Raw genomic sequence first — 22,144 nt, forward strand, 5'->3', positions numbered from 1 at the left:
TTGTGTAAAATAATACAGCCATGATGAATTCGAAAACAAATCGCTCTGACGGTAGCAAGGCTTCCGTCGTGAGGTTTGCGATGTTGCCTCCCCAGAGAGCCGCTGTCTGAGCCTCGAAGAGGCGAGTTTAGGCGGAAGGGCGGCTAACAGGCGAGCGAACCGAACAGGAAACGATGCGTGTCAGGAGATTGTTTTCGAATCATCATGGCGTACTATTTTTACAAAACTATTTTATATTTTATGGCGTTCATTTGCACATTTACAATACTGTATACCCTTTGCGTTCGATACAGGCTTTCACTTCCATAATATCCTCGGAATGGAATACCATGATCGGCATGCCTGTCTCGCGGTTAAAGGAAAGGTACAGGTAATTTACATTGATATTGCTCTCGGAAAGTGCCTGGAGCAGCTGGTTCAGATTTCCGACTTCATCCATCAGTTCCACACCGACTACTTCCGTAAGGTGGCACAGAAGACCGGCTTGTGTCAGAGCATCTACGGCTGCTGCCGGATTGGATACGACCATGCGGACGATACCGTATTCGGCACTGTCATTTGTTACCGATCCCAGGATATTGATATCTTCACTGCGAAGAACACCTGTGATCTTTTCCATCATACCTCTTTGGTTTTCTGCAAATACAGATACTTGCTGCATAATAAAAATCCTCCTGATTCAAGAATAAATGAATATATCGTAGTTTTGATGTATGCGAATGGCTCTCGAGTAAAGAAAAATTCGCATCCTGCTCATCTATCCATTGTAAGAGTTTCTGCACAATAAGTCAATAAGTTAATGCTTTGCAGTGGAAAAATAACACTATTCAAACAGATCCTGAATTTTTACGCCAAGTACTTTTGCAAGTCCCATTAGTTCAATGTCAGTGACGGTCCGACTTTTGTCCTCAATTCTTGAAATGGAACCGCGGCAGATATAAACAGCCTGTGTTTCCAGACGTTCGGAAAGCTGTTGCTGGCTTAAGTGATGTTTTTTTCGCAGAACCCGGAGCCGGTCGCCGATCAGGTTCATTTCTTTTCCTTCTATAATTCGCGGCATATAAGTCCTCCTTTTTGGTAAAACAATTCATAAGGTCTCCTTGAACCCTTTATTGCACAGCGATCCTGTCAGGCAAATGTCAGCCAAGCTGCCCAGAATCGCGTGCCAAGTCTCACGTGCGTTCGACTTGAATTCATGCGGAAATTGTTTGGTCAAACACATGGTAAACGAAAATTGAAAAAGGGCTGTCCCGTTAAAGGACAGCATGTGCCTTTACAGGACAAAATATGTCGTAAAAGAGCCAAAAAGCAGAAACATGATACCCTGGATTCCTGGCATTGACAGAAAAAAGAAAAAAAGATAAGATGAACACAGAGCAGGCAATTCCAGAACCGAGAACAGAAAGTATAAAAAATCAGACGGGATGCCTGTATCAGTTTTACGGAAATTGAGAAAGGGAGAAAGCGATGCGTAATGACTGTGAAACCTGTGTGAATTATGTATACGACGAGGACTGTGAAGAATCCATCTGTACAGTGAATCTTGATGAGGATGAGCTGGTGCGTTTTATGGAGGACAGCCACTATTGTTGCCCATATTATCGGCTGGATGATGAATATGCAGTTGTCCGCAAGCAGATGTAGGGAAATATGCAGGTATGAAACTTAATTCAAGAATGCCTCTGGCATTCTTGCTGTGAGGTGCACGTCATGCACCGGGAAAGGGAGGAAAAGACAGAAAATGGGACTTACAACACTTTGTTATCTGGAAAAGGATGACCGCTATCTGATGCTGCACCGCATCAAAAAAGAGGTGGATGTCAATAAAGATAAGTGGATCGGGGTCGGCGGGCATTTTGAGAAGGACGAGACGCCGGAAGAATGTCTGCTCCGTGAAGTAAAGGAAGAGACAGGGCTTACGCTCACTTCCTGGCGTTTCCGGGGACTGGTCACGTTTCTTTCGGATGCATGGGAAACGGAATATATGTGTCTTTACACGGCGGATGGCTTTGAAGGGGATATGATCACCTGCGATGAAGGAACGCTGGAGTGGGTAAAGAAAAGTGAGCTTGAAAGGCTGAACCTCTGGGAAGGCGATAAAATCTTTTTTAAACTTTTAAAAGAAGAGCATCCGTTTTTTTCTCTGAAACTGAAATACCGGGGCGATGTGCTGACTGAGGCAGTGCTGGATGGAAAAAGGCTGAAAACCGAAAATCAAGGTTGACTTTTTTTCAGGGAAATGGTAAGGTTTAAATAATTATACGACTGACGGAAGTGGAATAGACCACAGGGAGTATAAGGGTAAAAGTGTCGACCGTCTGGGCAGATCTTGCTTGGAGTGTGCGGCACATTTTTTTTGCCTTGGTCTGAATTCGGATTTTTGGCAAAATGAAATGTTCTGTGGATTGGCACAGTGCTTCAAAGCAGGTTGAGAGTGAAAAGAAAAGGAGAATGCAAACATGGAAATGTTATCGATTGAAAAAGAACTTCAGGAAAATTCTTATCCGGGAAGAGGTATCATCATTGGAAGATCCAAGGATGGTACAAAGGCAGTGACCGCTTATTTTATCATGGGAAGAAGCGAGAACAGCCGCAACCGTATCTTTGTGGAGGATGGAGAAGGCATCCGAACACAGGCATTTGATCCTTCCAAGCTGGTTGACCCGAGCCTGATCATCTACGCACCGGTACGTGTGCTGGGAAATAAGACGATCGTTACAAACGGAGATCAGACCGATACCATCTACGAAGGCATGGATCGTCAGCTTACATTTGAACAGTCTCTTCGAAGCCGTGAGTTTGAGCCGGATGCACCGAACTATACACCGCGTATCTCCGGTATCATGCACATCGAAAACGGAAAATACAGCTATGCAATGTCGATTTTAAAGAGCAATAACGGAAATCCGGATTCCTGCAACCGCTACACGTTTGCATATGAAAACTGTGTGGCAGGCGAAGGACATTTCATCCATACCTACAAGTGCGACGGCAATCCGCTGCCAAGTTTCGAAGGAGAACCGAAACTGATCGCAATTCCGGATGATATGGAAACATTTACCGAAACCCTGTGGAACAGTCTGAACAAGGATAACAAAGTCTCCCTGTTTGTGCGTTACATCGACATCGCAACCGGAAAATATGAGACAAAGATCGTAAATAAAAACAGATAAGAATTGTGAGAGTACGAAGTACGGAACAATTCGTATGGCATCTTATGAATTAACGTATATTATGAAACGTCAGGAGGAAATCAGAATGAAAGAATTAGAACTGAAATATGGCTGTAACCCGAATCAGAAACCATCTAAGATCTACATGGCAGACGGCAGTGACCTTCCGATCAAAGTGCTGATGGGAAGACCTGGATACATCAATTTCCTGGATGCATTTAACGGCTGGCAGCTGGTAAGAGAATTAAAAGAGGCAACCGGACTGCCGGCAGCGACTTCTTTTAAACATGTTTCACCGGCAGGTGCAGCGATCGGTCTGCCGATGTCTGATGTCCTGAAAAAAATCTACTGGGTAGATGACATGGGTGATCTTTCACCGCTGGCATGTGCTTATGCAAGAGCAAGAGGTGCAGACCGTATGTCTTCTTTCGGAGATTTTATTGCACTGTCCGATGTCTGCGACAAAGACACTGCCATGCTGATCAAACGTGAAGTATCCGACGGCGTGATCGCTCCTGGTTATAGCGAAGAAGCACTGGAGATCCTGGCACAGAAGAAAAAAGGAAATTACAACGTGATCCAGATCGATGAAAACTATGTTCCGGCAAAACTGGAGCACAAACAGGTATTTGGTGTTACGTTTGAACAGGGTCGTCAGGATCTGAAGATTGACGATGAGCTGCTCTCCAACATCGTGACAAAAAACAAAGACATTCCGCAGAATGCATTAAATGACCTGAAGATTTCTCTGATCACACTGAAATACACACAGTCTAACTCCGTATGCTATGTAAAAGACGGACAGGCGATCGGTATCGGTGCCGGACAGCAGTCCCGTGTACACTGCACACGCCTTGCCGGACAGAAGGCTGACAACTGGTGGCTGCGTCAGTGCCCGAAAGTTCTGAACCTGCCGTTCATCGAAGGCATCCGTCGTGCAGACCGTGACAATGCGATCGACGTTTACATCGGAGACGAATATATGGATGTACTGGCTGACGGAGCATGGCAGAAAGTATTTACCGAGAAACCGGAAGTATTCACAAAAGAAGAGAAACGTGCATGGTTGGATCAGATGCAGGACGTAACACTTGGTTCTGATGCATTCTTCCCGTTCAGCGACAACATCGAGCGTGCTCACAAGAGCGGTGTAAAATATATTGCAGAGCCGGGCGGATCCGTAAGAGATGACCTGGTGATTGAGACCTGCGATAAATATAATATGGCAATGGCATTTACAGGAATCCGTCTGTTCCATCACTAAAATCGAAAAAAGCTTGACGAAACCCAAGGTGCGTAATAAAATAGCTGATAGAGCAGGATACGTGCAGGGCAAACAAGTGTATTTTGCGTATGGACATGAAAGATGAGGAGGATTACTATGACACCGTACAAGGATTTGAGCAGAGAAGAGCTGCTTAAGGAAAAAGAGAACCTGGAACAGCAGTTCGCAGAGATAAAGGCCAAAGGATTGAAGCTGGATATGTCCAGAGGAAAACCTTCTACCGCACAGCTGAATCTGTCAATGGGAATGATGGATGTACTGGACAGCAATGCAGATCTGGTATGTGAAGAAGGCGTTGACTGCAGAAACTATGGCGTACTTGATGGTATTAAAGAAGCAAAAGAGCTTCTGGCTGATATGACAGAGGTATCTCCGGACAATATTATTATTTATGGAAACTCAAGTCTGAACGTTATGTACGATACGGTGGCACGTTCCATGACTCATGGTGTAATGGGCAGCACTCCGTGGTGCAAACTGGATAAAGTAAAATTCCTGTGCCCGGTTCCTGGATATGACCGTCACTTCAAGATTACAGAGCACTTCGGTATTGAGATGATCAACATTCCGATGCATGAAGATGGACCGGATATGGATATGGTTGAAGAATATGTCAACAACGATCCGGCAGTCAAAGGTATCTGGTGTGTGCCGAAATATTCCAACCCACAGGGTATCACCTATTCTGATGAAACAGTACGCCGTTTTGCAAGACTGAAACCGGCAGCAGAAGACTTCCGTATTTACTGGGACAATGCATATGGTATTCATCATTTATATGAGGATAAACAGGACAATCTGGTTGAGATCCTGATGGAATGTAAAAAAGAAGGTAATCCGGACATGGTTTACAAATTCTGCTCTACATCCAAAGTAAGCTTCCCGGGTTCCGGTGTGGCTGCAATCGGTACTTCCAAAGCAAATATTGCAGATATTAAAAAGCAGATGACCATTCAGACCATCGGTCATGATAAACTGAACCAGCTGCGTCACGTAAGATTCTTCAAAGATATCCACGGCATGGTGCTGCATATGAGAAAGCATGCAGACATCCTGCGTCCGAAATTTGAAGCTGTATTGAGCGGACTGAAAAATGAGCTGGGCGGACTGGAGATCGGAAGCTGGCTTGAACCGCGCGGAGGATACTTCATTTCCTTTGATTCACTGCCTGGCTGTGCAAAAGCAATCGTAGCCAAAGCAAAAGAAGCTGGTGTTGTTATGACCGATGCCGGTGCAACATTCCCATATGGAAAAGATCCGCAGGATTCCAATATTCGTATCGCACCGTCTTACCCGACACCGGAAGAGCTGAAAACGGCAACAGAAATCTTTGTACTGAGCGTAAAACTGGTAAGTATTGATAAGATTCTGGAAGATAAATAAAAATTTGAGAAAACAGAGCCATGGCTGACTTTAAACGAAGTTGGTTATGGCTCTTTTTATCGGAAAATTGGTTGAACTGAGAAAAAAGAGATGTTATACTGAAATACATAGAATGATGAGTTAAGGAATAAATGGACACAGGCAGAGGAGAATACAATGGAAGAAAATGTTTTTATGACGGGAGGGAAAGTTCTTACACTGGAGGATTATCTGCAGTATGATGCGGGCAGCAGAGGCAATCTCGGAGAAGAGCTTCCGGTGATGGTTTACCGTCTGCTGGAATATTCCCTGAAAGAGGAGCTGATCGGACAGTTTGGAAAGGAAAAGCAGATTGAGATTTTCCGAAATGCCGGACGCAAGGCGGGAGAATATTTTGCAAAGAAAATGCTGAATCTGGATCAGCCGCTGGATCAGTTTGTAAGTGAGCTTCAGAGTAAAATGCAGGAATTAAAGATCGGTGTGCTGCGTATCGAAAAGGTAGATGAGGAGAGCGGAAAGATCATTCTCAATGTGTCAGAGGATGCGGACTGTTCCGGACTTCCGATCCTTGGCGAGACGGTATGCAATTACGACGAAGGATTTATCGGCGGTATTTTAAGCATGTATTCCGGAAAGTTCTATACGGCAGTAGAGGTAGACTGCTGGGCAACCGGTGACCGCGTGTGCAGATTTCATGCAAATATAGAAGACGAAAAATAGGAGCATAGTCATGGAGGATAAAAACAGCGAATTATTGTTTGAATACCTCAGAAGCATCCTGTATGATAAAAAAATTCAGCCGCTTGATGTGGAACAACTCGATGAGCCTTTTCGGAAGCTTGGCAGGGGACTGCAGTATTTTGCAAAGACGTTGACAGAAACAAAACAGTACGAAGCAGCCCTTTCGAGAGGAAATCTGTCGGTGCAGCCGCCGCCGCGGGAGAATTTTTTGTGCGAAAATTTAAAAAATATCCATGCAAATCTAAATCATCTGACCTGGCAGGCAAAACAGGTGGCAAAGGGTGACTATTCTCAGACAGTATCTTATCTCGGGGAATTTTCAGAGGCATTCAATACGATGACGCAGCAGCTGAAGGAGCGGGAATTAAAACTGAAACAGGAAGCAGAGCGGGAAAAAGTACATGCCGGGATGGTAGAAACTTACAATCAGCTTCTGGTAGAGATGATCGACCGTAGCGAAGAGGAGATTTTCGTGACCAGTGCCGATGGCAGGAGGATTCTGTACTGTAAAAAGAGGAATGACAGAAGTATTGATCGGAATGAAGTTTATCAGACGTGTATTCGGTTTGCACAGAAACACCGGTCGGAAGAGAGCAGAGATTCTTTTGAATGGATATGGGAAGCAGAGGATTCAAGACATCATTTTTATAGGATCATTACCGGATATATGCAGTGGCAGGGAGAACAGGCCTTTCTTTATATTATCCGGGATGTGACGGAAGAGAAGCTGCGGGAAGAACGTCTGAGGATGGAAGCGAACCGCGATGGGCTGACACAGATCGGAAACCGTCACTATTTCCTGGAGAAGGCAGAGGATATGCTGAAAGAAGGGAGCAACCTGACCTTCTGTTACTGCGATCTGGATCATCTGAAATATATCAATGATCAATACGGACACACAGAAGGGGATTGGTATATCACGTTTTTTGTTGAGACGATCCAAAAACACATCCGAAAAGAAGATGTGTTTGCAAGGATTGGAGGAGATGAGTTCTGCGTGATCCTGTGTAACTGTCCCTACGAGATGGCAGAGCAGAAAATAAGGAAAGTACAGAAAGAATTTTCATCCGGGCAGACAAAGGAATATCCGAAGAGTTTCAGCTGCGGTATCGTAGAAGTAGAGGGCGGAAATGAGGAGATGCAGGTCAGGGATATTATAAAACAGGCAGATCATGAAATGTACCTCCAGAAAAAAGAACATAAAAAAAAGTACCGGAAAGAACTGAGCGTGATCAGTATATCGGAGGACTAGGGAGCAGTTATGGACAATCTGAATTATAACGTTGCAGTTAATTTAAAGCGGATCCGCAGGGAAAAAGGGATGAGTCTTGAGGGAATGGCTGAACAGACCGGGGTGAGCAAAAGTATGCTGGCTCAGATCGAAAAAGGGACCGCAAACCCTTCTCTTGGTGTGATCGGAAAGATTATCGGCGGACTTCACATTGAATTTCAGGAGCTGACAGAGGATGTGTTTCCAGGGTCCAGACTGGTGCATATAAAAGAGATGGAGCCGACAAAGGAAGTAAGGGGCGAATATAAAATATGGAACTGTTTTCCTTATGAAGATAACTGTGTGGCAAAGATTTACCGGATTGATATGGAACCGGGGGCAGAATATACCGGCAGCATTCAGGGGAAAAAGACAAGAGCATACATTTCTGTGCTGGAAGGCGAAGTAAAGATCCGGTGCGGCGAGGAAGCATATCTGGTCGGAAAAGAGGATGTGTTTTGCCTGGAGATGGACCGGCAGCACAGTTACCGTAACGACACGGAAAAACGGATCAGTCTGATCTGTTTTTTTTCGGACTGCCATAAAAGATATTGAAAGAAAAGATAAAATACCGCAGGAAGCGAAAGAAGCGTTTCTTGCGGTATTGATTTTTGTGGAGAAGATGTTTTATAATGGGCTTTAACACAAAAAGAGAAAAGAGGACAAAATATGATTTTTACGATTTTAGTCTGTTTCTTTGCCGGAATGGGAGCCGGCATCGGAACCGGGTTTGCCGGCATGAGTGCGGCAGCTGTGATCAGTCCGATGCTGATCACTTTTCTTGGCATGGATCCGTATCAGGCAGTCGGCATCGCACTTGCCAGCGATGTGCTCGCCAGTGCGGTTTCAGCTTATACTTACGGCAAAAACAAAAACCTGGATGTGGCAAACGGAATCGTGATGATGGTCACAGTACTTTTATTTACGCTGGTGGGCAGCTATATCGCAAGTCTGCTCCCGAGTACGACCATGGGCGGATTTTCGATGGTCATGACACTGCTGCTTGGTGTCAAATTTATCGTAAAACCGGTTATGACGACCAAAGAAGCCATGCAGGCAGTCTCAAAAAAGAAGCGTTTTATCCAGTCTGTGATCTGCGGCATGCTGATCGGATTTATCTGCGGCTTTGTCGGAGCGGGCGGCGGACTGATGATGCTTCTGATCCTGACAAGTGTGCTTGGCTATGAATTGAAGACCGCAGTCGGAACGAGCGTGTTTATCATGGCGTTTACGGCATTTACCGGTGCGGCTTCTCATTTTGCGATCGGCGGCATGCCGGATATCACCTGTTTGGTGCTGTGCGTGCTGTTCACGTTCCTGTGGGCAAGGATTGCGGCACGTTTTGCAAACAGGGCAAAACCGGAAACGTTAAACCGTGCAACCGGAGTGGTACTTGTGATTTTGGGGATTGTACTGATCGCATTTAAAATGTTGTAATTTCGGTCTGTTTTTCTTGACAGGTAGGTGTTTACTTTTTTTGGATACGTGCTAAAATAGGAATGTATTTTGAAAGCGGAACGCAAATGGCTGCTCTGCTGCAAAATACCGGGGATGATAACAGTATTTTTAAGAGGCAAAGGAAAAGCATATGAAGGAAATCACATTAAACGATGGACCAAAAAGAAAAAGAAGAAGAGACCGTTCAAGAACAGAAGGTTCAAGACGGGAAGGCTCAAGAGAAGAACGGCACAGAAGAGCCGAAGGACTGGAACAGCCGCAGAGAACACCGGGATCAGAAAGAAGCCGGAGAGAAGGAAGCCAGGGAAGACCAGGAAGATATGAGCAGCAGCCGGTAAAACCGGAACTGCCGAAAAAGAAACATTCCAGAACACCTCTTATCGTGGCCGGCATTGTTGTCCTGATCATGGTTGCTGTTTATCTGGGATTTGGCGTTTACTATATGGACCGTTTCTTTCCGGGGACGACGGTAAACGGCATTGATGTGTCCGGCAAGACCGTAAAAGAAGTAGAAAATCTGGTTGCAAACCAGGTGCAGGATTATGTACTGCGGGTGCATGAAAAAGACAACAAGACCGAACAGATCGACGGTGCGGATATTCAGTTTGAGTATGTATCAGACGGTGCGGCACAGCAGCTGAAATATTCACAGAACTCTTTTTTATGGATCAATGCATACTTCCATCCGCAGGAGTATACGATGACGACTCCGACGGTTTACAATAAGGCAAAGCTCAAAGAAGCGATGGAAAAACTGGATGCTTTTGACAGCGATAAAGTTACCGAACCGAAAGATGCCTATATTGATGAAACGTCTTCCGGATTTGAGATTGTGGAGGAAGTGGAAGGCAATCAGCTGGATGAAGATAAAGTCTATGAGCTGCTCTGTCAGGCAGTGACGGACGGCAAGACCGAAGTAAATCTGGAAGAGAGCGACTGCTATCTGAAACCAAAGAAGACCAGTGACAATAAAAAACTGAAAAAGAAACTGGCATCTTTGCAGAAATACTGGGATATGACGGTTACATATGAGATCGGAGATGCTTCCGATGTGCTGGATTACCAGACATTCAAAGACTGGATGACAGTAGATTCCAGCGGAAATGTTTCTTTTGACTGGAATCATATCGCAGACTGGATCGGACAGCTGGCAGACAAGTACGATACATTCGGTACCGATGAGACATTCCATACCTCACTTGGAGAGACCGTGACCGTAACCAGCATGAATTACGGCTGGAAGATGGATGAAGAGACCGAGGCGGCATGGCTGGATGAGACACTTAAATCAGGCGAATCTGCGACAAGACAGCCACAGTGGCTGGAAAGTGCCATGGCAAGAGGGGAAGAAAACGATATCGGCGATACCTATGTGGAGATTGATATCACCAACCAGCGTATGTGGTTCTACAAAGACGGACAGTGTCTGGTTGATACTCCGGTCGTTACCGGCGATGCGACAAAAGACGGTTACGAGACTCCGCTAGGGCTTTACTGCCTGTTTGACAAGGAAGCAAAGGCGATCCTTCGGGGAGCCGATAACCTGACCGGCAAGAGCTACAATACACCGGTTGATTACTGGATGCCGTTCAACGGCGGTGTCGGTATCCACGATGCAAAATGGCGTGCAAGCTTTGGCGGAACGCTTTATCAGGGAAATGGTTCGCATGGATGTGTCAATACACCGTGGGATCAGGCAGGTATTATTTTTGACAATATCGAGATCGGAACACCGATCGTTGTTTATAAGTCTTCGATCAATCAGGGCACCGGCTCTGTGGCAATCTCACAGCCGGCTGAGACCCGTGTGATCAACGAGCAGGGAGTGGAAGTCAGCCCGGAGAGCAGTGCGGCTGATACAACGACAGGCACCACAACCGATACCCTGAGTGATCCGACGTCGTATACAGCCATAGATGGGCAGTGATGAGCTATATAGAAAGAAAAAGACCGCAGAACTGCGGCATGAGGAGGAACATTATGAAAATTGTTGTTTTAGCAGGAGGTATCAGTACCGAGCGTGAGATATCGATCGTATCCGGTACACAGGTATGCAAGGCACTTCGAAGCAGAGGTCATCAGGCTATCCTGGTGGATGTCTATTTCGGAAGAGAAGATGCAGATCCGATGCAGGCGTTTACCGATGAATACGATGTCGATGCCGCAGCCGCTTATGCGAGAAGTTTTGACAGTCAGGTAGAGAAGAGCATTCAAGAAGGAAAAGCATTCTTTGGCACCAATGTGATTGCACTGTGTCAGGCAGCAGATGTTGTGTTCCTGGCACTGCACGGCGAGAACGGTGAGAACGGAAAAGTACAGGCAGCTTTTGACCTGCTCGGTATCCGTTATACGGGAAGTGGTTATCTGGGAAGTGCGATTGCCATGGATAAGGGACTTTCCAAACAGCTTTTCTGGCAGAATGAAGTTCCGACACCGGCAGGATTTATCCTGAGAAAAGGCGAGGATATTTCGCTTGAGGCACATGGCATGACACTTCCGTGCGTTGTAAAACCGTGTTGCGGAGGTTCCAGCGTCGGCGTTACGATTCCGAAAACACAGGAAGAATACGAAGCAGCAGTTGTAGATGCATTTTCTTATGAAGATGTGATCGTTGTGGAAGAATATATCAAAGGTCGTGAATTTTCAGTCGGTGTTGTGGACGGAATAGCTTATCCGATCATTGAGATCGCACCGATTGAAGGCTTTTATGATTACACGAACAAATACAAAGCCGGAAGCACTGTTGAGACCTGTCCGGCCGTTCTGACGAAAGAACAGACAGAGCAGATGCAGGCATATGCGGTGAAAGGGTTTAAAGCACTGCAGCTTGACAATTACGGAAGACTGGACTTTATGATGTCCAGGGACGGTAAAATGTACTGTCTGGAAGCCAATACACTTCCGGGCATGACACCGACCAGCCTTCTGCCGCAGGAAGCACAGGCACTTGGCATGGATTTTGCGGACCTCTGCGAGAAACTGATCGCTGTATCAGCAAAATAAAAGAACAGAGAGGTATTTTTAACATGAAAAATATGTCCCTTGAAAAAATAGCTCAGGCTTGCGGAGGTGTTTACCACGGAAGCGAAGAGATGAAACAGAGTATTGTAGAGAGTATTACCACAGACAGCAGGCAGGCAGCAAAGGGCTGCCTGTTTGTGGCAATTCCGGGAGAGCGTGTAGACGGACACGACTTTATCCCGTCTGTTTTTGAGAAAGGTGCACTGGCTGTTTTAAGTGAAAAAGAGCTGGCAAACCCGGCAGGACCGTACATTCAGGTTGCATCTTCTCTGGAGGCAGTCAAAGGGATCGCCGAGTACTACCGGCAGCAGCTCGATATCAAAGTAGTCGGTATCACCGGAAGTGTCGGAAAAACCAGCACAAAAGAAGTGATCGCATCGGTTTTAGCTCAGAAATACAATGTGCTGAAGACCCTTGGCAATTTCAATAACGAGCTGGGGCTGCCGCTTACCGTTTTCCGTCTGCGAGATGAACATCAGATCGCAGTCCTTGAGATGGGCATCAGCCATTTTGGAGAGATGCATCGTCTTGCCAAAGTAGCCAGACCGGATATCTGCGTGATCACCAATATTGGACAGTGTCATCTGGAGTTTTTAAAAGACCGTGACGGTATTTTAAGAGCAAAGACGGAAATCTTTGATTTCCTGAAAGAAGACGGCTGCATCATTTTAAATGGGGACGATGACAAGCTGGATACGATTGAGGAAGTAAAAGGCATCAAACCGATATTTTTCGGTGTGGAAGGACAGAGGCCGGTCTATGCAGATGAGATTGAGAGCCTGGGGCTTTCCGGTATTGCCTGCACGATCCATGCGGACGGAGAGAGCATCCGTGTTACCGTTCCGATCCCGGGAGGGCATATGGTACTCAATGCACTGGCAGCGACGGCTGTCGGCAGGGCACTGGGACTGACCATGCAGGAGATCAAAGCCGGCATCGAGGCACTGGAGCCGGTTGGCGGAAGATTCCATATCATTAACCATGGAGATATCCAGATCATCGATGACTGCTACAATGCAAATCCGGTTTCCATGAAAGCATCTCTGGACGTGCTGCGAGATGCAAAAGGCCGTAAAGTGGCGATCCTTGGTGACATGGGAGAGCTTGGAGAAAACGAAGAACAGATGCATGCAGAAGTCGGATACCATGCGGCAAAGAACAAGATCGACCTTCTGATCTGCACCGGAAAAATCAGCAGCCATATGGCAGAAGCAGCCATGGCAAACGGCGGCTGTGGCGAAGTGCTGCAGGTTCCGACGATGGAGGCACTGCTGACCTGTCTGCCGTCTCTGATCCAGAGCGGGGATACCGTGCTGGTAAAGGCATCGCATTTCATGCATTTTGAAAAAGTAGTGAAAAAATTACAGGAAATATAGAAACAAATAAAACAGAAAAAGCTCCGGCGGAATGTGATTACATTCTCGCCGGAGCTTTTTGTTATACTTCAGATGTGAGGGACTTCAACCTTTGCAGGCGGTGTGCAGAGTTCAGATCATACCATGTTCCAGACAGTAGTAGTAAATACCATCCTCTGCCACATCACCGCACACATCGTCGGCAATCGCTTTTAATTCATCAGAAGCATTTGCCATGGCAACGCCGTGGCCGACACTCTTCAACATTTCGATGTCATTGTTTCCGTCTCCGAACGCCATTGCCTGCGATTTATCGAAGTGATAATATTCTAACATTTTTTCGATGCCGCGGCCTTTTCCGCCGTCTGTCGGGATAATGTCAACGGCACGGTTCCACCAGAAGGTGATACGTGCATGGGAAACATCCTTCATCAGTGCCGGATGTTCTGCAAGTGAGCTTCCGGCCATCAGTTGATAGACTTTTTCATTAGCAACCTGCTCAAAATCATCAGCCACATCAATCTCCTGTTTGGCAAAAGAATAATATTCGATCAGATCCTCATCCTTGCCGTTTGATGCCAGTCTGTTTTTTGTGGCAACCGTCAGAGGACGACCAAGAGCCGTGGCGTTTTGGATGATCATATGTACATCTTCAGTCGGGATTGGATTGGAAAAGATATCCGCATCTTCTGTGAAACAGTAAGAACCGTTAAAAGTCAGAAAAGCATCAAATTCAACACCTTCAAAATGCGGAAGTGCTATCGGACTTCTGCCGGTCGCAATGCAAATAATCGTGCCGTTTTCTTTCAGCCTGCGGAGTGTCTCCAGCATTTTTTCAGAAATACGTTTCTTATTCATATCAATTAAAGTTCCGTCAATGTCAAAAAAAACAATTTTAATTGCACTCATAGAATCTCCTCTCAAATTTATCGAAAAAACGAAAAGGGAACTCGGGCATGATGGCCGAATCACGCCCTGATCCGAAAGTAGTGTGATGAAATGAATACAGCAAGGTAAATGTATGTGGGCATTTCCAGCTGCAATGAATCATTCAGTCGGAGAAGGCCGCCACTTCTGCAAAGTGGTAAGCAATCGTGTGTGCGACCAGGATTTTGAGGGATATGATTCATTTCGATTATGATTATAGTGCATAAAAAGGCAAAAAAATATCTTATTTCTGCCTTTTTATAGCAGAATACTGCCAATCTTATGTGCGGAATCGAAGATATGCTGCCGATGATGCATGAAATGCAGCATTTTAACCAAATAGCAAAGCGGATTGCGAATATCCGCCTGACTATCATTTTATATCAGCCACGCAGCTTTGTGCGGTATTCGTTCGGTGTACATCCCATCGATTCACGGAAAATTTTCCCCATATAACTGCTGCTTCCAAAGCCGCAGCTCTGGCTGATAAAAGTGATATGTTCTCTTGTATTTGCGAGCATATCGCAGGCTGCCTGAAGACGGTAGTTTTTGATATATTCGGCAGGGCTCATATGCAGACAGTCGTGAAAGAGTCGGAAACATTCGCGTTCACTGGCAAAAGCGGTACCGGCAATATCTTTTACGGAAATCTTTTCGGCGTAATGTTCATGAATGTAGACCATCATCAGTCTCAGGCGTTTGTTTCGTTTGTCAAACCGGTCTTTGGTCTGCATCAGCGGCAGTGCAAGTTCAAAAATCTGAAACCAGATATCTGAGAGGGCAGAACGCAGTTTTAGTTCGTAGCCGGGGGTGTTTTCTGAAATCAAAAAGGAATCGCGGATAGCAGAGAGCACTTGTTTATGTTCCGGATGATCCGGATAAAGAGGGATGATCTCGATCTGGGATGCGATGGTCAGCGGTGTGACATATTTCTCATCGATCAGGCTGCCATGGACGCCGGAAATAAAAGAAGGGTCGAAAAGATGCAGCAACTGTGTCGAGGAAGCAAAATCCGGACCTGGTCTTGTCATGTGCGGGACATTGGAATTGATCAGACCGCCACAGCCCTCCGCCAAAAGGATTCTGCTGCCAGGTGTGTTGTATTCAAGAGATCCCTGTTTAAGATAAAAAAGCTCCATGGCCGGATGCCAGTGCCATGGGCAGAAGTGTCCCGGATGTTTTGTGATATCGGAACAGGAAGAAATATAAGGGAATTTTGAAGTAAATCCCGGGAGCAGTTCTTCTCTGCTCCCGGTGTAAAAAGAAATCTGAGAAACTTTTTTCATCATATTTTTATACCAGTGACTGATTTTTGGATATGGTATTCTGAATGATCTCCTGACAGTGGGCACCGAGGAATTTTTTCTGTTCCTTTGGCAGATCCTTCGGATAGATTGGCTCGCCGTATTCCAGAACCACATGTGCAGAACGGATAAACGGTCTATGGGCTTCGAAAATATTTCTCGTATTGTTGATTGACATTGGAATGATCGGATATCCGGTCTTTTCTGCCATTTTCAGACTTCCTTCTTTAAATGGAAGAAGCAGTGTATCATCCGATGCTTCGTTGCGTGTGCCTTCCGGGAAGATACACATGGAAATACCATTTTTCATCTGATCGATTCCTTGTAAGATCGTCTTCAGCCCTTCTTTGATATCAGATCTGTTCAGGAATAAACAATGCAGCCGTTTCATCCAGCTGGAAAGAAGCGGGATTTTTTTCATACTGTCTTTTGCAACGTAACCGGTCAGTCCCGGGCATCTTGCGTAAGTCAGAACCACGTCAAAATAGCTTCTGTGGTTGCCAACGTACAGAACAGGTGTATCTTTTGGAATACGATCTTCGCCGATCACAGTTACTTTCGTACCGGCAACAAATAAGATCAGTTTAAACATAAACTGAACAATACGCAGTGAAGAAATATCACGGGCGTAAGGGTTGAACTTTCCGATGATCCACTCAACGATCAGAATCGGGATGGACAGGATCAGAAAGGCAACGATCAGAATTACAATGAGCAGAGAACGGATCATAAACTTTTGCTCCTTCCGCGACCGAATAATTCAGTAGTACTCTTCAGCCAGTCCACACGATCCTGCGTAAGAGCGGATGCTTCATAGCGATAAGCCCAGTTTGCGAAAGCAGAACCCGGTGTGTTCATGCGGCAGGAAGAATCCTGCATAAACAGATCCTGGATCGGGAAAATCGCATATTTTGCAATGCTGCCCATGCACATCCGGATGAAATCCAGACTGATGATGCCGCCGTCGCAGTTGCAGTAGCGGCGGATTTTGTCTTTCTGCGGTTCTGGAAGATTCTGATACCAGCCGGTTGTCGTGTCATTGTCATGTGTTCCGGTGTAGCAGATGCAGTTGGTTGTTGTAAGATTATGCGGATGATAAACACTCTCATCCAGTCCCTCAAAAGCAAACTGAAGGATCTTCATACCAGGGAAAGCAAACTCATCACGCAGTTCTTCCACTTCCGGAGTGATCACACCAAGATCTTCTGCCCAGATCGGAAGATCCTCGCCGAGCTCTTTCTGGATAGCCTCGAACAGTTTTTTGCCCGGGCCTTTTTTCCATTTACCGTTTACAGCAGTCTCTTCATCAGCCGGTACGGACCAGTAAGCTTCGAAGCCGCGGAAATGGTCGATACGCAGGTAGTCAGTCAGCTTCATCTGCATTTTGATACGGTCGATCCACCAGGAATAGCCGTCAGCTTCATGGTGTTTCCAGTCGTAGAGCGGATTGCCCCAGAGCTGTCCGGTTGCACTGAAATAGTCTGGCGGAACTCCGGCAACCTGAAGCGGATGACCTTTCGTATCGAGCTGATAGAGCTCTTTGTTTGCCCAGACATCGGCACTGTCGAAAGATACGAAAAACGGAATATCGCCGATGATCTCGATGTCAGCTTCATTTGCATATTTTTTCAGTTTCATCCATTCACGGAAGAACAGGAACTGGATGAATTTATAGTATTTGATCTGTTCTTTGTATTCTGTCTCAAAAGCAAGACGCACCTTTGCGGTCGGAGTGGTCATCTCGTCATCCCATTCCTGCCATGATCTTCCCTCATGAGCATCTTTACATGCCATAAATACGGCATAATCGCTCAGCCATTTTTTGTTTTCCAGACAGAAATCATCGAACTCTTCCAGCAGGAATTTGTTCGGTGTGTGATGGAAGGTCTGGAAAGCCTTTTTAAACAGAGCGTTCTTGTAGTTCAGTACAGCACCGTAATCGACTTTCGCTGCATCAAACTCCGGGATCGGATAGAGATCGTCCTTTGTGATCAGTTCCAGATCAACCAGGTCATCCGGGCTGATCAGCAGAGACTGTCCGGCAAAGGCAGAAAAGCTCTGATAAGGAGAATCGCCGAAACCGGTCGGTCCAAGCGGCAGAACCTGCCATAAACTCTGACCAGAAGCTTTCAGAAAGTCGATAAAGTCATAAGCCCCCTGACCGAGATCTCCGATACCATATGGGGAAGGGAAGGAAGTCGGGTGAACAAGTACACCCGAAAGTCTTGTGTGCAGTGTATTCATTGGTATGCCCTCTCTTTAAGATATAATAGTTTTTTATAAAAAGATGCTATGCAGCTTTCGCAATCCTGCAAACATTCGGAATCCACGGATTTACTGCGTAAATCGTTACTTCCTCATGTTTTCACGGTCTGCCAATACAGCCACTTTATCCTGCGAGCAGGAACGATGCCTGTGCTTGGAAACCTATGTATCCAGTATACCGTATGGTATAGAGAAGTGCAAGGTAGAATTTGTGAAAATGCACAAAGGATTCTTTTCTTTTAGGGGGAGATATGATATACTGAACGGACATCAGAAATATAGAAAATAAAAATTAACAGCGAGTTACGGACCTCTCCTTTTCGGCGGGGATAACGACTGCGCGGAAAGCAGGTAAGGTCTATGTACTTAATGATTGATAATTATGATTCTTTTGTGTACAATCTCAGAGCCTATTTTGAGGAGGCGAGGCATGAGATTCTTGTTGTGGAAAATGACGGCATTACGACCGGTCAGATCCGTCAGATGAAACCGGAGGGGATCATCATCTCCCCGGGACCGAAAACACCGAAGGATGCGGGCATTTCAGCAGAGGTGATCCGAAAGTTTGCAGGTGAGATCCCGATCCTTGGCGTCTGTCTCGGTCATCAGACGATCGGCTACGTGGCAGGTGCGACTGTGAAAAAGGGGACACGCCCGATGCACGGCAAATTGAGCCCTCTGACACACTCTGGGGAGGGGCTTTTTCTGGGACTGCCGCAGGATTTCCTGGTGACAAGATATCATTCGCTGGTGATCGATGAGGCGACGCTGCCGCAGGAGTACCAGGTGGATGCAAGGACAGAAGATCAGGCTGTGATGGCGATTTCTCACCGCACGTATCCGATCTACGGCGTGCAGTTTCATCCGGAGGCGGTGCTGACACAGTACGGTCACGAACTTCTGGAGAATTTCCACTGCATCTGTCAGCAGTGGCAGCAGGAAAGGACGGAGGTGTGTTATGCATAAGATAAGGGAAATCAGAGAATATCCGCCGATCCATGTTTTATTTTCCAGATGGAAAGAGGAAAAGGACATCGTTTTTTTGGATTCTTCTCTGGAAAATAGGCTGGGACGCTACTCCATCATCGGGCGTCTGCCATATCAGAAGCTGGTACAGGACGGAGATAGCTTTTGGGTGAATGACGAAAAGCAGAAAATGACTTTTGAGAATTATCTTCGCACTTATTTGAAGGAACATCCGGACAGCAATGAGAGTGATCTGCCGATCGTTTCCGGTGCGATGGGCTATGTTTCATATGATTACGGAAGAGAGAAAGAAAACGTAGCGGCCAGACATCCAAAAGAGGTGGATATGCCAGATGTGATCCTCTGTTTTTATGATAATTTTATCATTGAGGATCATCAGGAAAAACGTTTTTATCTTGTGGCAAACGGTCAGACCAAAGAGGTGGATACGCTGCTTGACGATGTGGAAAACACAGTCGCAGAAACGTATACTCTGTGGAAAAACGGTCAGATTCCGGGAACAAAGGATGATCACAGTGAGATCAGAGTCACGCCAAATTTCACAAAAGAAGACTATAAGCAGGCGGTGCAGGATATGATCGACTATATCGTCGAGGGTGATATCTATATTGCAAATATGACGCAGCATCTTACTGTGGAAAGTACTCGTACACCTTACGATGTTTTCTGCTCACTTCGCAGAGACAATCCTTCTCCGTTTGGCGGCTATTTAAATTATGGGGATCTGCAGATCGTCAGTGCATCTCCGGAGCGTTTCTTGCAGATGCGTGACGGTGTTGTGGCGACCAGGCCAATCAAAGGTACCAGAAAACGCGGAGCCACCAGAGAAGAAGATGCGGCGATGAGAAAAGAACTGGAAGAGTCCGATAAGGATAAGAGCGAACTTCTTATGATCGTTGATCTGGAGCGAAATGATCTGAACCGTGTCTGTATGCCGGGCAGCGTCAAAGTGACGGAAATGTACAGCATCGAGACGTATGCGACGGTCTTTCATCTGGTATCGGAAGTTCAGGGAAGACTTGCGGAAGATAAAAATGTTGTGGATCTTCTGGAAGCAGCCTTTCCGGGCGGATCCATCACCGGGGCACCGAAACTGCGTGCGATGGAGATCATTGAAGAACTGGAGCACAGCCGACGCAATCTTTATACCGGCTCGATCGGTTATCTGACGCTCGACGGTGACTGCGATTTCAATATTGTGATCCGCACAGCAGTACATAAAAACGGAAAGTACTATCTCGGAGTCGGAGGCGGCATCACCTGCGAATCGGAGACAGAGTTTGAATACGAAGAGACGCTTCAGAAAGCAAAAGCTGTTCTGCAGGCGTTGGAAGGGAGAAAAGAAAGTGATAAAATATCTGTTGTTTGACCTGGACGGAACGATCACGGACTCTGCAGACGGGATCACGAATTCCGTTTCCTATGCACTTGGAAATCTGGGGATTTCCGAAGAAAAGAGCAATCTTTACCGTTTCGTGGGCCCTCCTCTTGTAGATTCTTTTAAAGAATTTTATGGGTTTGATGAAAAAAAAGCAGAGGAAGGAGTGCGTCTTTACCGTGAATATTATGCCGTGAAAGGTATTTTCGAAAATAAAGTTTATCCGGGAATCACGCATTTGCTGAAAAAATGCAGAGAACAGGGCAAAAAAGTGATTCTGGCGACCTCCAAGCCGCAGATTTACGCAAAACAGATACTTAAGCATTTTGAACTGGCAGAGTATTTTGATGATATTCAGGGAAGCTCCATGGATGGAAGCAAAATCCACAAAGAAGATGTGATACAGTCGGCACTTTCGGACAATCAGATCACGGATATGCAGGAAGTGCTGATGATCGGGGATCGCAAACACGATGTCCTCGGCTCCGGAAAATTCGGGATTTCCTGTGTTGGTGTACTCTATGGATACGGCAGCAGGGAAGAACTGGAAACGTGCGGTGCAAAATGGATCGTGGATACGGTCGAAGACCTCGAAGCTTTTCTGGAGCGTATCTGAAAGGGGCAGGAAATGCAGAATAAAACAGAAGAAAAGAAAAGCAGCGGATCAACGGTTCTGGCGGATGACGGGTTTTACTTTGGCATCGGAGCCTTTGAGACGATCGCTGTGGAAGAAGGCATACCGCAGCTGCTTGCCTGGCATCTGGAGCGGCTGCGTGACAGCCTTGCATTTTTCGGAATTGACCAGAGCGTAGAGGATCAGGAAGTGCTTGCTTATCTGAATGCCTGTCCACAGTCGGAAGAAAAGCAGCACGGAGCACTCAAGATCACAGTGACGGCACAGAATAAGTTGTTTGGACTGAGAAAAAACACTTACTCAGAAGAACAGTATCAGAAAGGATTTCGGCTTGGATTTTCCGAAATCAGACGAAATGAGACTTCACCGCTCACATACCATAAGACGCTTGGGATTGCAGACAACATTATGGAAAAGCGAAATGCAAAAAAAAGCGGGCTGGATGAAAAGATTTTTCTCAATCAGAAAGGGCAGATCAGCGAGGGCTGTACGACAAACATCTTTTTTATTCAGGATGATAAACTGGTCACACCGCCCGTCAGCAGCGGGATGCTGCCGGGAGTGATGCGGAGATATGTTATAAAAGAAGCCGGAAGAAGGGGAGTACTTCTGGAAGAAAAAGAACTGTATCCGGAGGATATCAGTAAGTTTAACGGATGCTTTGTGACAAATTCACTGCTTGGCATGATGCCGGCAGCAAGTTTTGGAGAACAAAGGTTTGACACAGCGAAAGTTTTACACTTTATAGAACAAATTTTGTAGCAAAATAAGAACAGGGATCGTTATATCAGATGAAAGATGACTCCCGTTTCTGTCGGCGGCGGGTAGCAAGCTTGTATCAGTAACGGGAATCCATCTCCCATCTGATATAGCCTCCGGCGGATTGCAGAGGTGCACAGAAGAATATCTCATGCGATGCATGACGTGCACCTCGCAGTAAGAATGCCAGAGGCACTCTTGAATAATAAGAAGCAGCGTGGCTGC

At 46.1% G+C, this 22,144-nt stretch carries 22 protein-coding genes and 1 riboswitch; of the genes, 16 read left to right on the top strand and 6 right to left on the bottom strand.

Annotation, left to right across the window (positions count from 1 at the left end; genetic code table 11):
- Window positions 1–259: 259 nt before the first annotated feature.
- Both LKD42_RS09020 and LKD42_RS09025 read right to left on the bottom strand, forming a co-directional pair.
- Window positions 260–661 carry an amino acid-binding protein gene (locus LKD42_RS09020; protein ID WP_283094990.1) on the bottom strand — a complete coding sequence of 134 codons (402 nt, stop codon included), beginning with the start codon at window positions 659–661 and terminating at the stop codon, window positions 260–262.
- A gap of 162 nt (window positions 662–823) precedes the next feature.
- Window positions 824–1,060 (bottom strand): helix-turn-helix domain-containing protein, encoded by a 237-nt coding sequence (locus tag LKD42_RS09025; protein WP_022118075.1) that lies wholly within the window; start codon window positions 1,058–1,060, stop codon window positions 824–826.
- Window positions 1,061–1,467: 407 nt separating this feature from the next.
- On the opposite strand from LKD42_RS09025, the gene LKD42_RS09030 reads away from it, so the two are divergent.
- The 12 genes from LKD42_RS09030 (at window position 1,468) to LKD42_RS09085 (ending at window position 13,686) form a co-directional block, all read left to right on the top strand.
- The gene (locus tag LKD42_RS09030) at window positions 1,468–1,644 is read left to right on the top strand and encodes a DUF6472 family protein (protein WP_022118076.1); all 177 of its coding nucleotides are present in this window, start codon (window positions 1,468–1,470) and stop codon (window positions 1,642–1,644) included.
- Between the two features lie 97 nt (window positions 1,645–1,741).
- Window positions 1,742–2,224 carry an NUDIX hydrolase gene (locus LKD42_RS09035; protein WP_173866262.1) on the top strand — a complete coding sequence of 161 codons (483 nt, stop codon included), beginning with the start codon at window positions 1,742–1,744 and terminating at the stop codon, window positions 2,222–2,224.
- A gap of 27 nt (window positions 2,225–2,251) precedes the next feature.
- Window positions 2,252–2,331, top strand: a riboswitch (ZMP/ZTP riboswitch).
- A gap of 128 nt (window positions 2,332–2,459) precedes the next feature.
- The gene (locus tag LKD42_RS09040; protein WP_248835487.1) at window positions 2,460–3,173 is read left to right on the top strand and encodes an IMP cyclohydrolase; all 714 of its coding nucleotides are present in this window, start codon (window positions 2,460–2,462) and stop codon (window positions 3,171–3,173) included.
- A gap of 85 nt (window positions 3,174–3,258) precedes the next feature.
- Window positions 3,259–4,437 (top strand): phosphoribosylaminoimidazolecarboxamide formyltransferase, encoded by a 1,179-nt coding sequence (locus LKD42_RS09045; protein ID WP_173866260.1) that lies wholly within the window; start codon window positions 3,259–3,261, stop codon window positions 4,435–4,437.
- 117 nt (window positions 4,438–4,554) lie between these two features.
- On the top strand, window positions 4,555–5,841 hold the full coding sequence (locus LKD42_RS09050) for an aspartate aminotransferase type Ic (RefSeq protein ID WP_248835488.1): 1,287 nt from the start codon (window positions 4,555–4,557) through the stop codon (window positions 5,839–5,841).
- A gap of 156 nt (window positions 5,842–5,997) precedes the next feature.
- The gene (locus tag LKD42_RS09055; protein ID WP_215658818.1) at window positions 5,998–6,540 is read left to right on the top strand and encodes a V4R domain-containing protein; all 543 of its coding nucleotides are present in this window, start codon (window positions 5,998–6,000) and stop codon (window positions 6,538–6,540) included.
- Window positions 6,541–6,550: 10 nt separating this feature from the next.
- The gene (locus LKD42_RS09060; RefSeq protein ID WP_248835489.1) at window positions 6,551–7,813 is read left to right on the top strand and encodes a sensor domain-containing diguanylate cyclase; all 1,263 of its coding nucleotides are present in this window, start codon (window positions 6,551–6,553) and stop codon (window positions 7,811–7,813) included.
- 9 nt (window positions 7,814–7,822) lie between these two features.
- Window positions 7,823–8,386, top strand: coding sequence for a helix-turn-helix domain-containing protein (locus tag LKD42_RS09065; RefSeq protein WP_248835490.1), 564 nt, complete (start codon window positions 7,823–7,825; stop codon window positions 8,384–8,386).
- Window positions 8,387–8,500: 114 nt separating this feature from the next.
- A complete protein-coding gene (locus tag LKD42_RS09070) occupies window positions 8,501–9,268 on the top strand; it encodes a sulfite exporter TauE/SafE family protein (protein WP_248835491.1) in 768 nt (255 codons plus the stop codon).
- 151 nt (window positions 9,269–9,419) lie between these two features.
- Entirely contained in the window at window positions 9,420–11,216 is a 1,797-nt protein-coding gene (locus LKD42_RS09075) for a L,D-transpeptidase family protein (protein ID WP_248835492.1), read from the top strand.
- A gap of 53 nt (window positions 11,217–11,269) precedes the next feature.
- A complete protein-coding gene (locus LKD42_RS09080) occupies window positions 11,270–12,292 on the top strand; it encodes a D-alanine--D-alanine ligase family protein (protein ID WP_248835493.1) in 1,023 nt (340 codons plus the stop codon).
- Window positions 12,293–12,315: 23 nt separating this feature from the next.
- Complete coding sequence (locus LKD42_RS09085) at window positions 12,316–13,686, top strand: UDP-N-acetylmuramoyl-tripeptide--D-alanyl-D-alanine ligase (RefSeq protein ID WP_248835494.1); 1,371 nt, start codon at window positions 12,316–12,318, stop codon at window positions 13,684–13,686.
- A gap of 111 nt (window positions 13,687–13,797) precedes the next feature.
- On the opposite strand, the gene LKD42_RS09090 is transcribed toward LKD42_RS09085, so the two are convergent.
- The 4 genes from LKD42_RS09090 to malQ form a co-directional block, all read right to left on the bottom strand.
- Window positions 13,798–14,574, bottom strand: coding sequence for a Cof-type HAD-IIB family hydrolase (locus LKD42_RS09090; protein ID WP_022118088.1), 777 nt, complete (start codon window positions 14,572–14,574; stop codon window positions 13,798–13,800).
- 401 nt (window positions 14,575–14,975) lie between these two features.
- The gene (locus LKD42_RS09095; RefSeq protein WP_331464848.1) at window positions 14,976–15,881 is read right to left on the bottom strand and encodes an AraC family transcriptional regulator; all 906 of its coding nucleotides are present in this window, start codon (window positions 15,879–15,881) and stop codon (window positions 14,976–14,978) included.
- 4 nt (window positions 15,882–15,885) lie between these two features.
- Window positions 15,886–16,626, bottom strand: coding sequence for a lysophospholipid acyltransferase family protein (locus LKD42_RS09100; protein WP_248835495.1), 741 nt, complete (start codon window positions 16,624–16,626; stop codon window positions 15,886–15,888).
- The gene (gene malQ / locus LKD42_RS09105) at window positions 16,623–18,140 is read right to left on the bottom strand and encodes a 4-alpha-glucanotransferase (protein WP_248835496.1); all 1,518 of its coding nucleotides are present in this window, start codon (window positions 18,138–18,140) and stop codon (window positions 16,623–16,625) included. Before malQ ends, LKD42_RS09100 begins: the two co-directional genes overlap by 4 nt.
- Before the next feature lie 381 nt (window positions 18,141–18,521).
- On the opposite strand from malQ, the gene LKD42_RS09110 reads away from it, so the two are divergent.
- From LKD42_RS09110 to LKD42_RS09125, 4 genes are read left to right on the top strand one after another with little or no spacing between them, the layout of a single operon-like run.
- The gene (locus LKD42_RS09110) at window positions 18,522–19,127 is read left to right on the top strand and encodes an anthranilate synthase component II (RefSeq protein WP_248835497.1); all 606 of its coding nucleotides are present in this window, start codon (window positions 18,522–18,524) and stop codon (window positions 19,125–19,127) included.
- On the top strand, window positions 19,120–20,517 hold the full coding sequence (gene pabB / locus LKD42_RS09115) for an aminodeoxychorismate synthase component I (protein WP_147630951.1): 1,398 nt from the start codon (window positions 19,120–19,122) through the stop codon (window positions 20,515–20,517). The genes LKD42_RS09110 and pabB overlap by 8 nt, the downstream gene beginning before the upstream one ends.
- Complete coding sequence (locus LKD42_RS09120) at window positions 20,495–21,142, top strand: HAD family hydrolase (RefSeq protein ID WP_022118094.1); 648 nt, start codon at window positions 20,495–20,497, stop codon at window positions 21,140–21,142. The genes pabB and LKD42_RS09120 overlap by 23 nt, the downstream gene beginning before the upstream one ends.
- 12 nt (window positions 21,143–21,154) lie before the next feature.
- The gene (locus tag LKD42_RS09125; RefSeq protein WP_248835498.1) at window positions 21,155–21,922 is read left to right on the top strand and encodes an aminotransferase class IV; all 768 of its coding nucleotides are present in this window, start codon (window positions 21,155–21,157) and stop codon (window positions 21,920–21,922) included.
- Window positions 21,923–22,144 lie beyond the last annotated feature (222 nt).

Origin of the sequence: Hominisplanchenecus faecis, from assembly GCF_020687205.1 — a bacterium.
Lineage (GTDB): Bacteria > Bacillota > Clostridia > Lachnospirales > Lachnospiraceae > Hominisplanchenecus > Hominisplanchenecus faecis.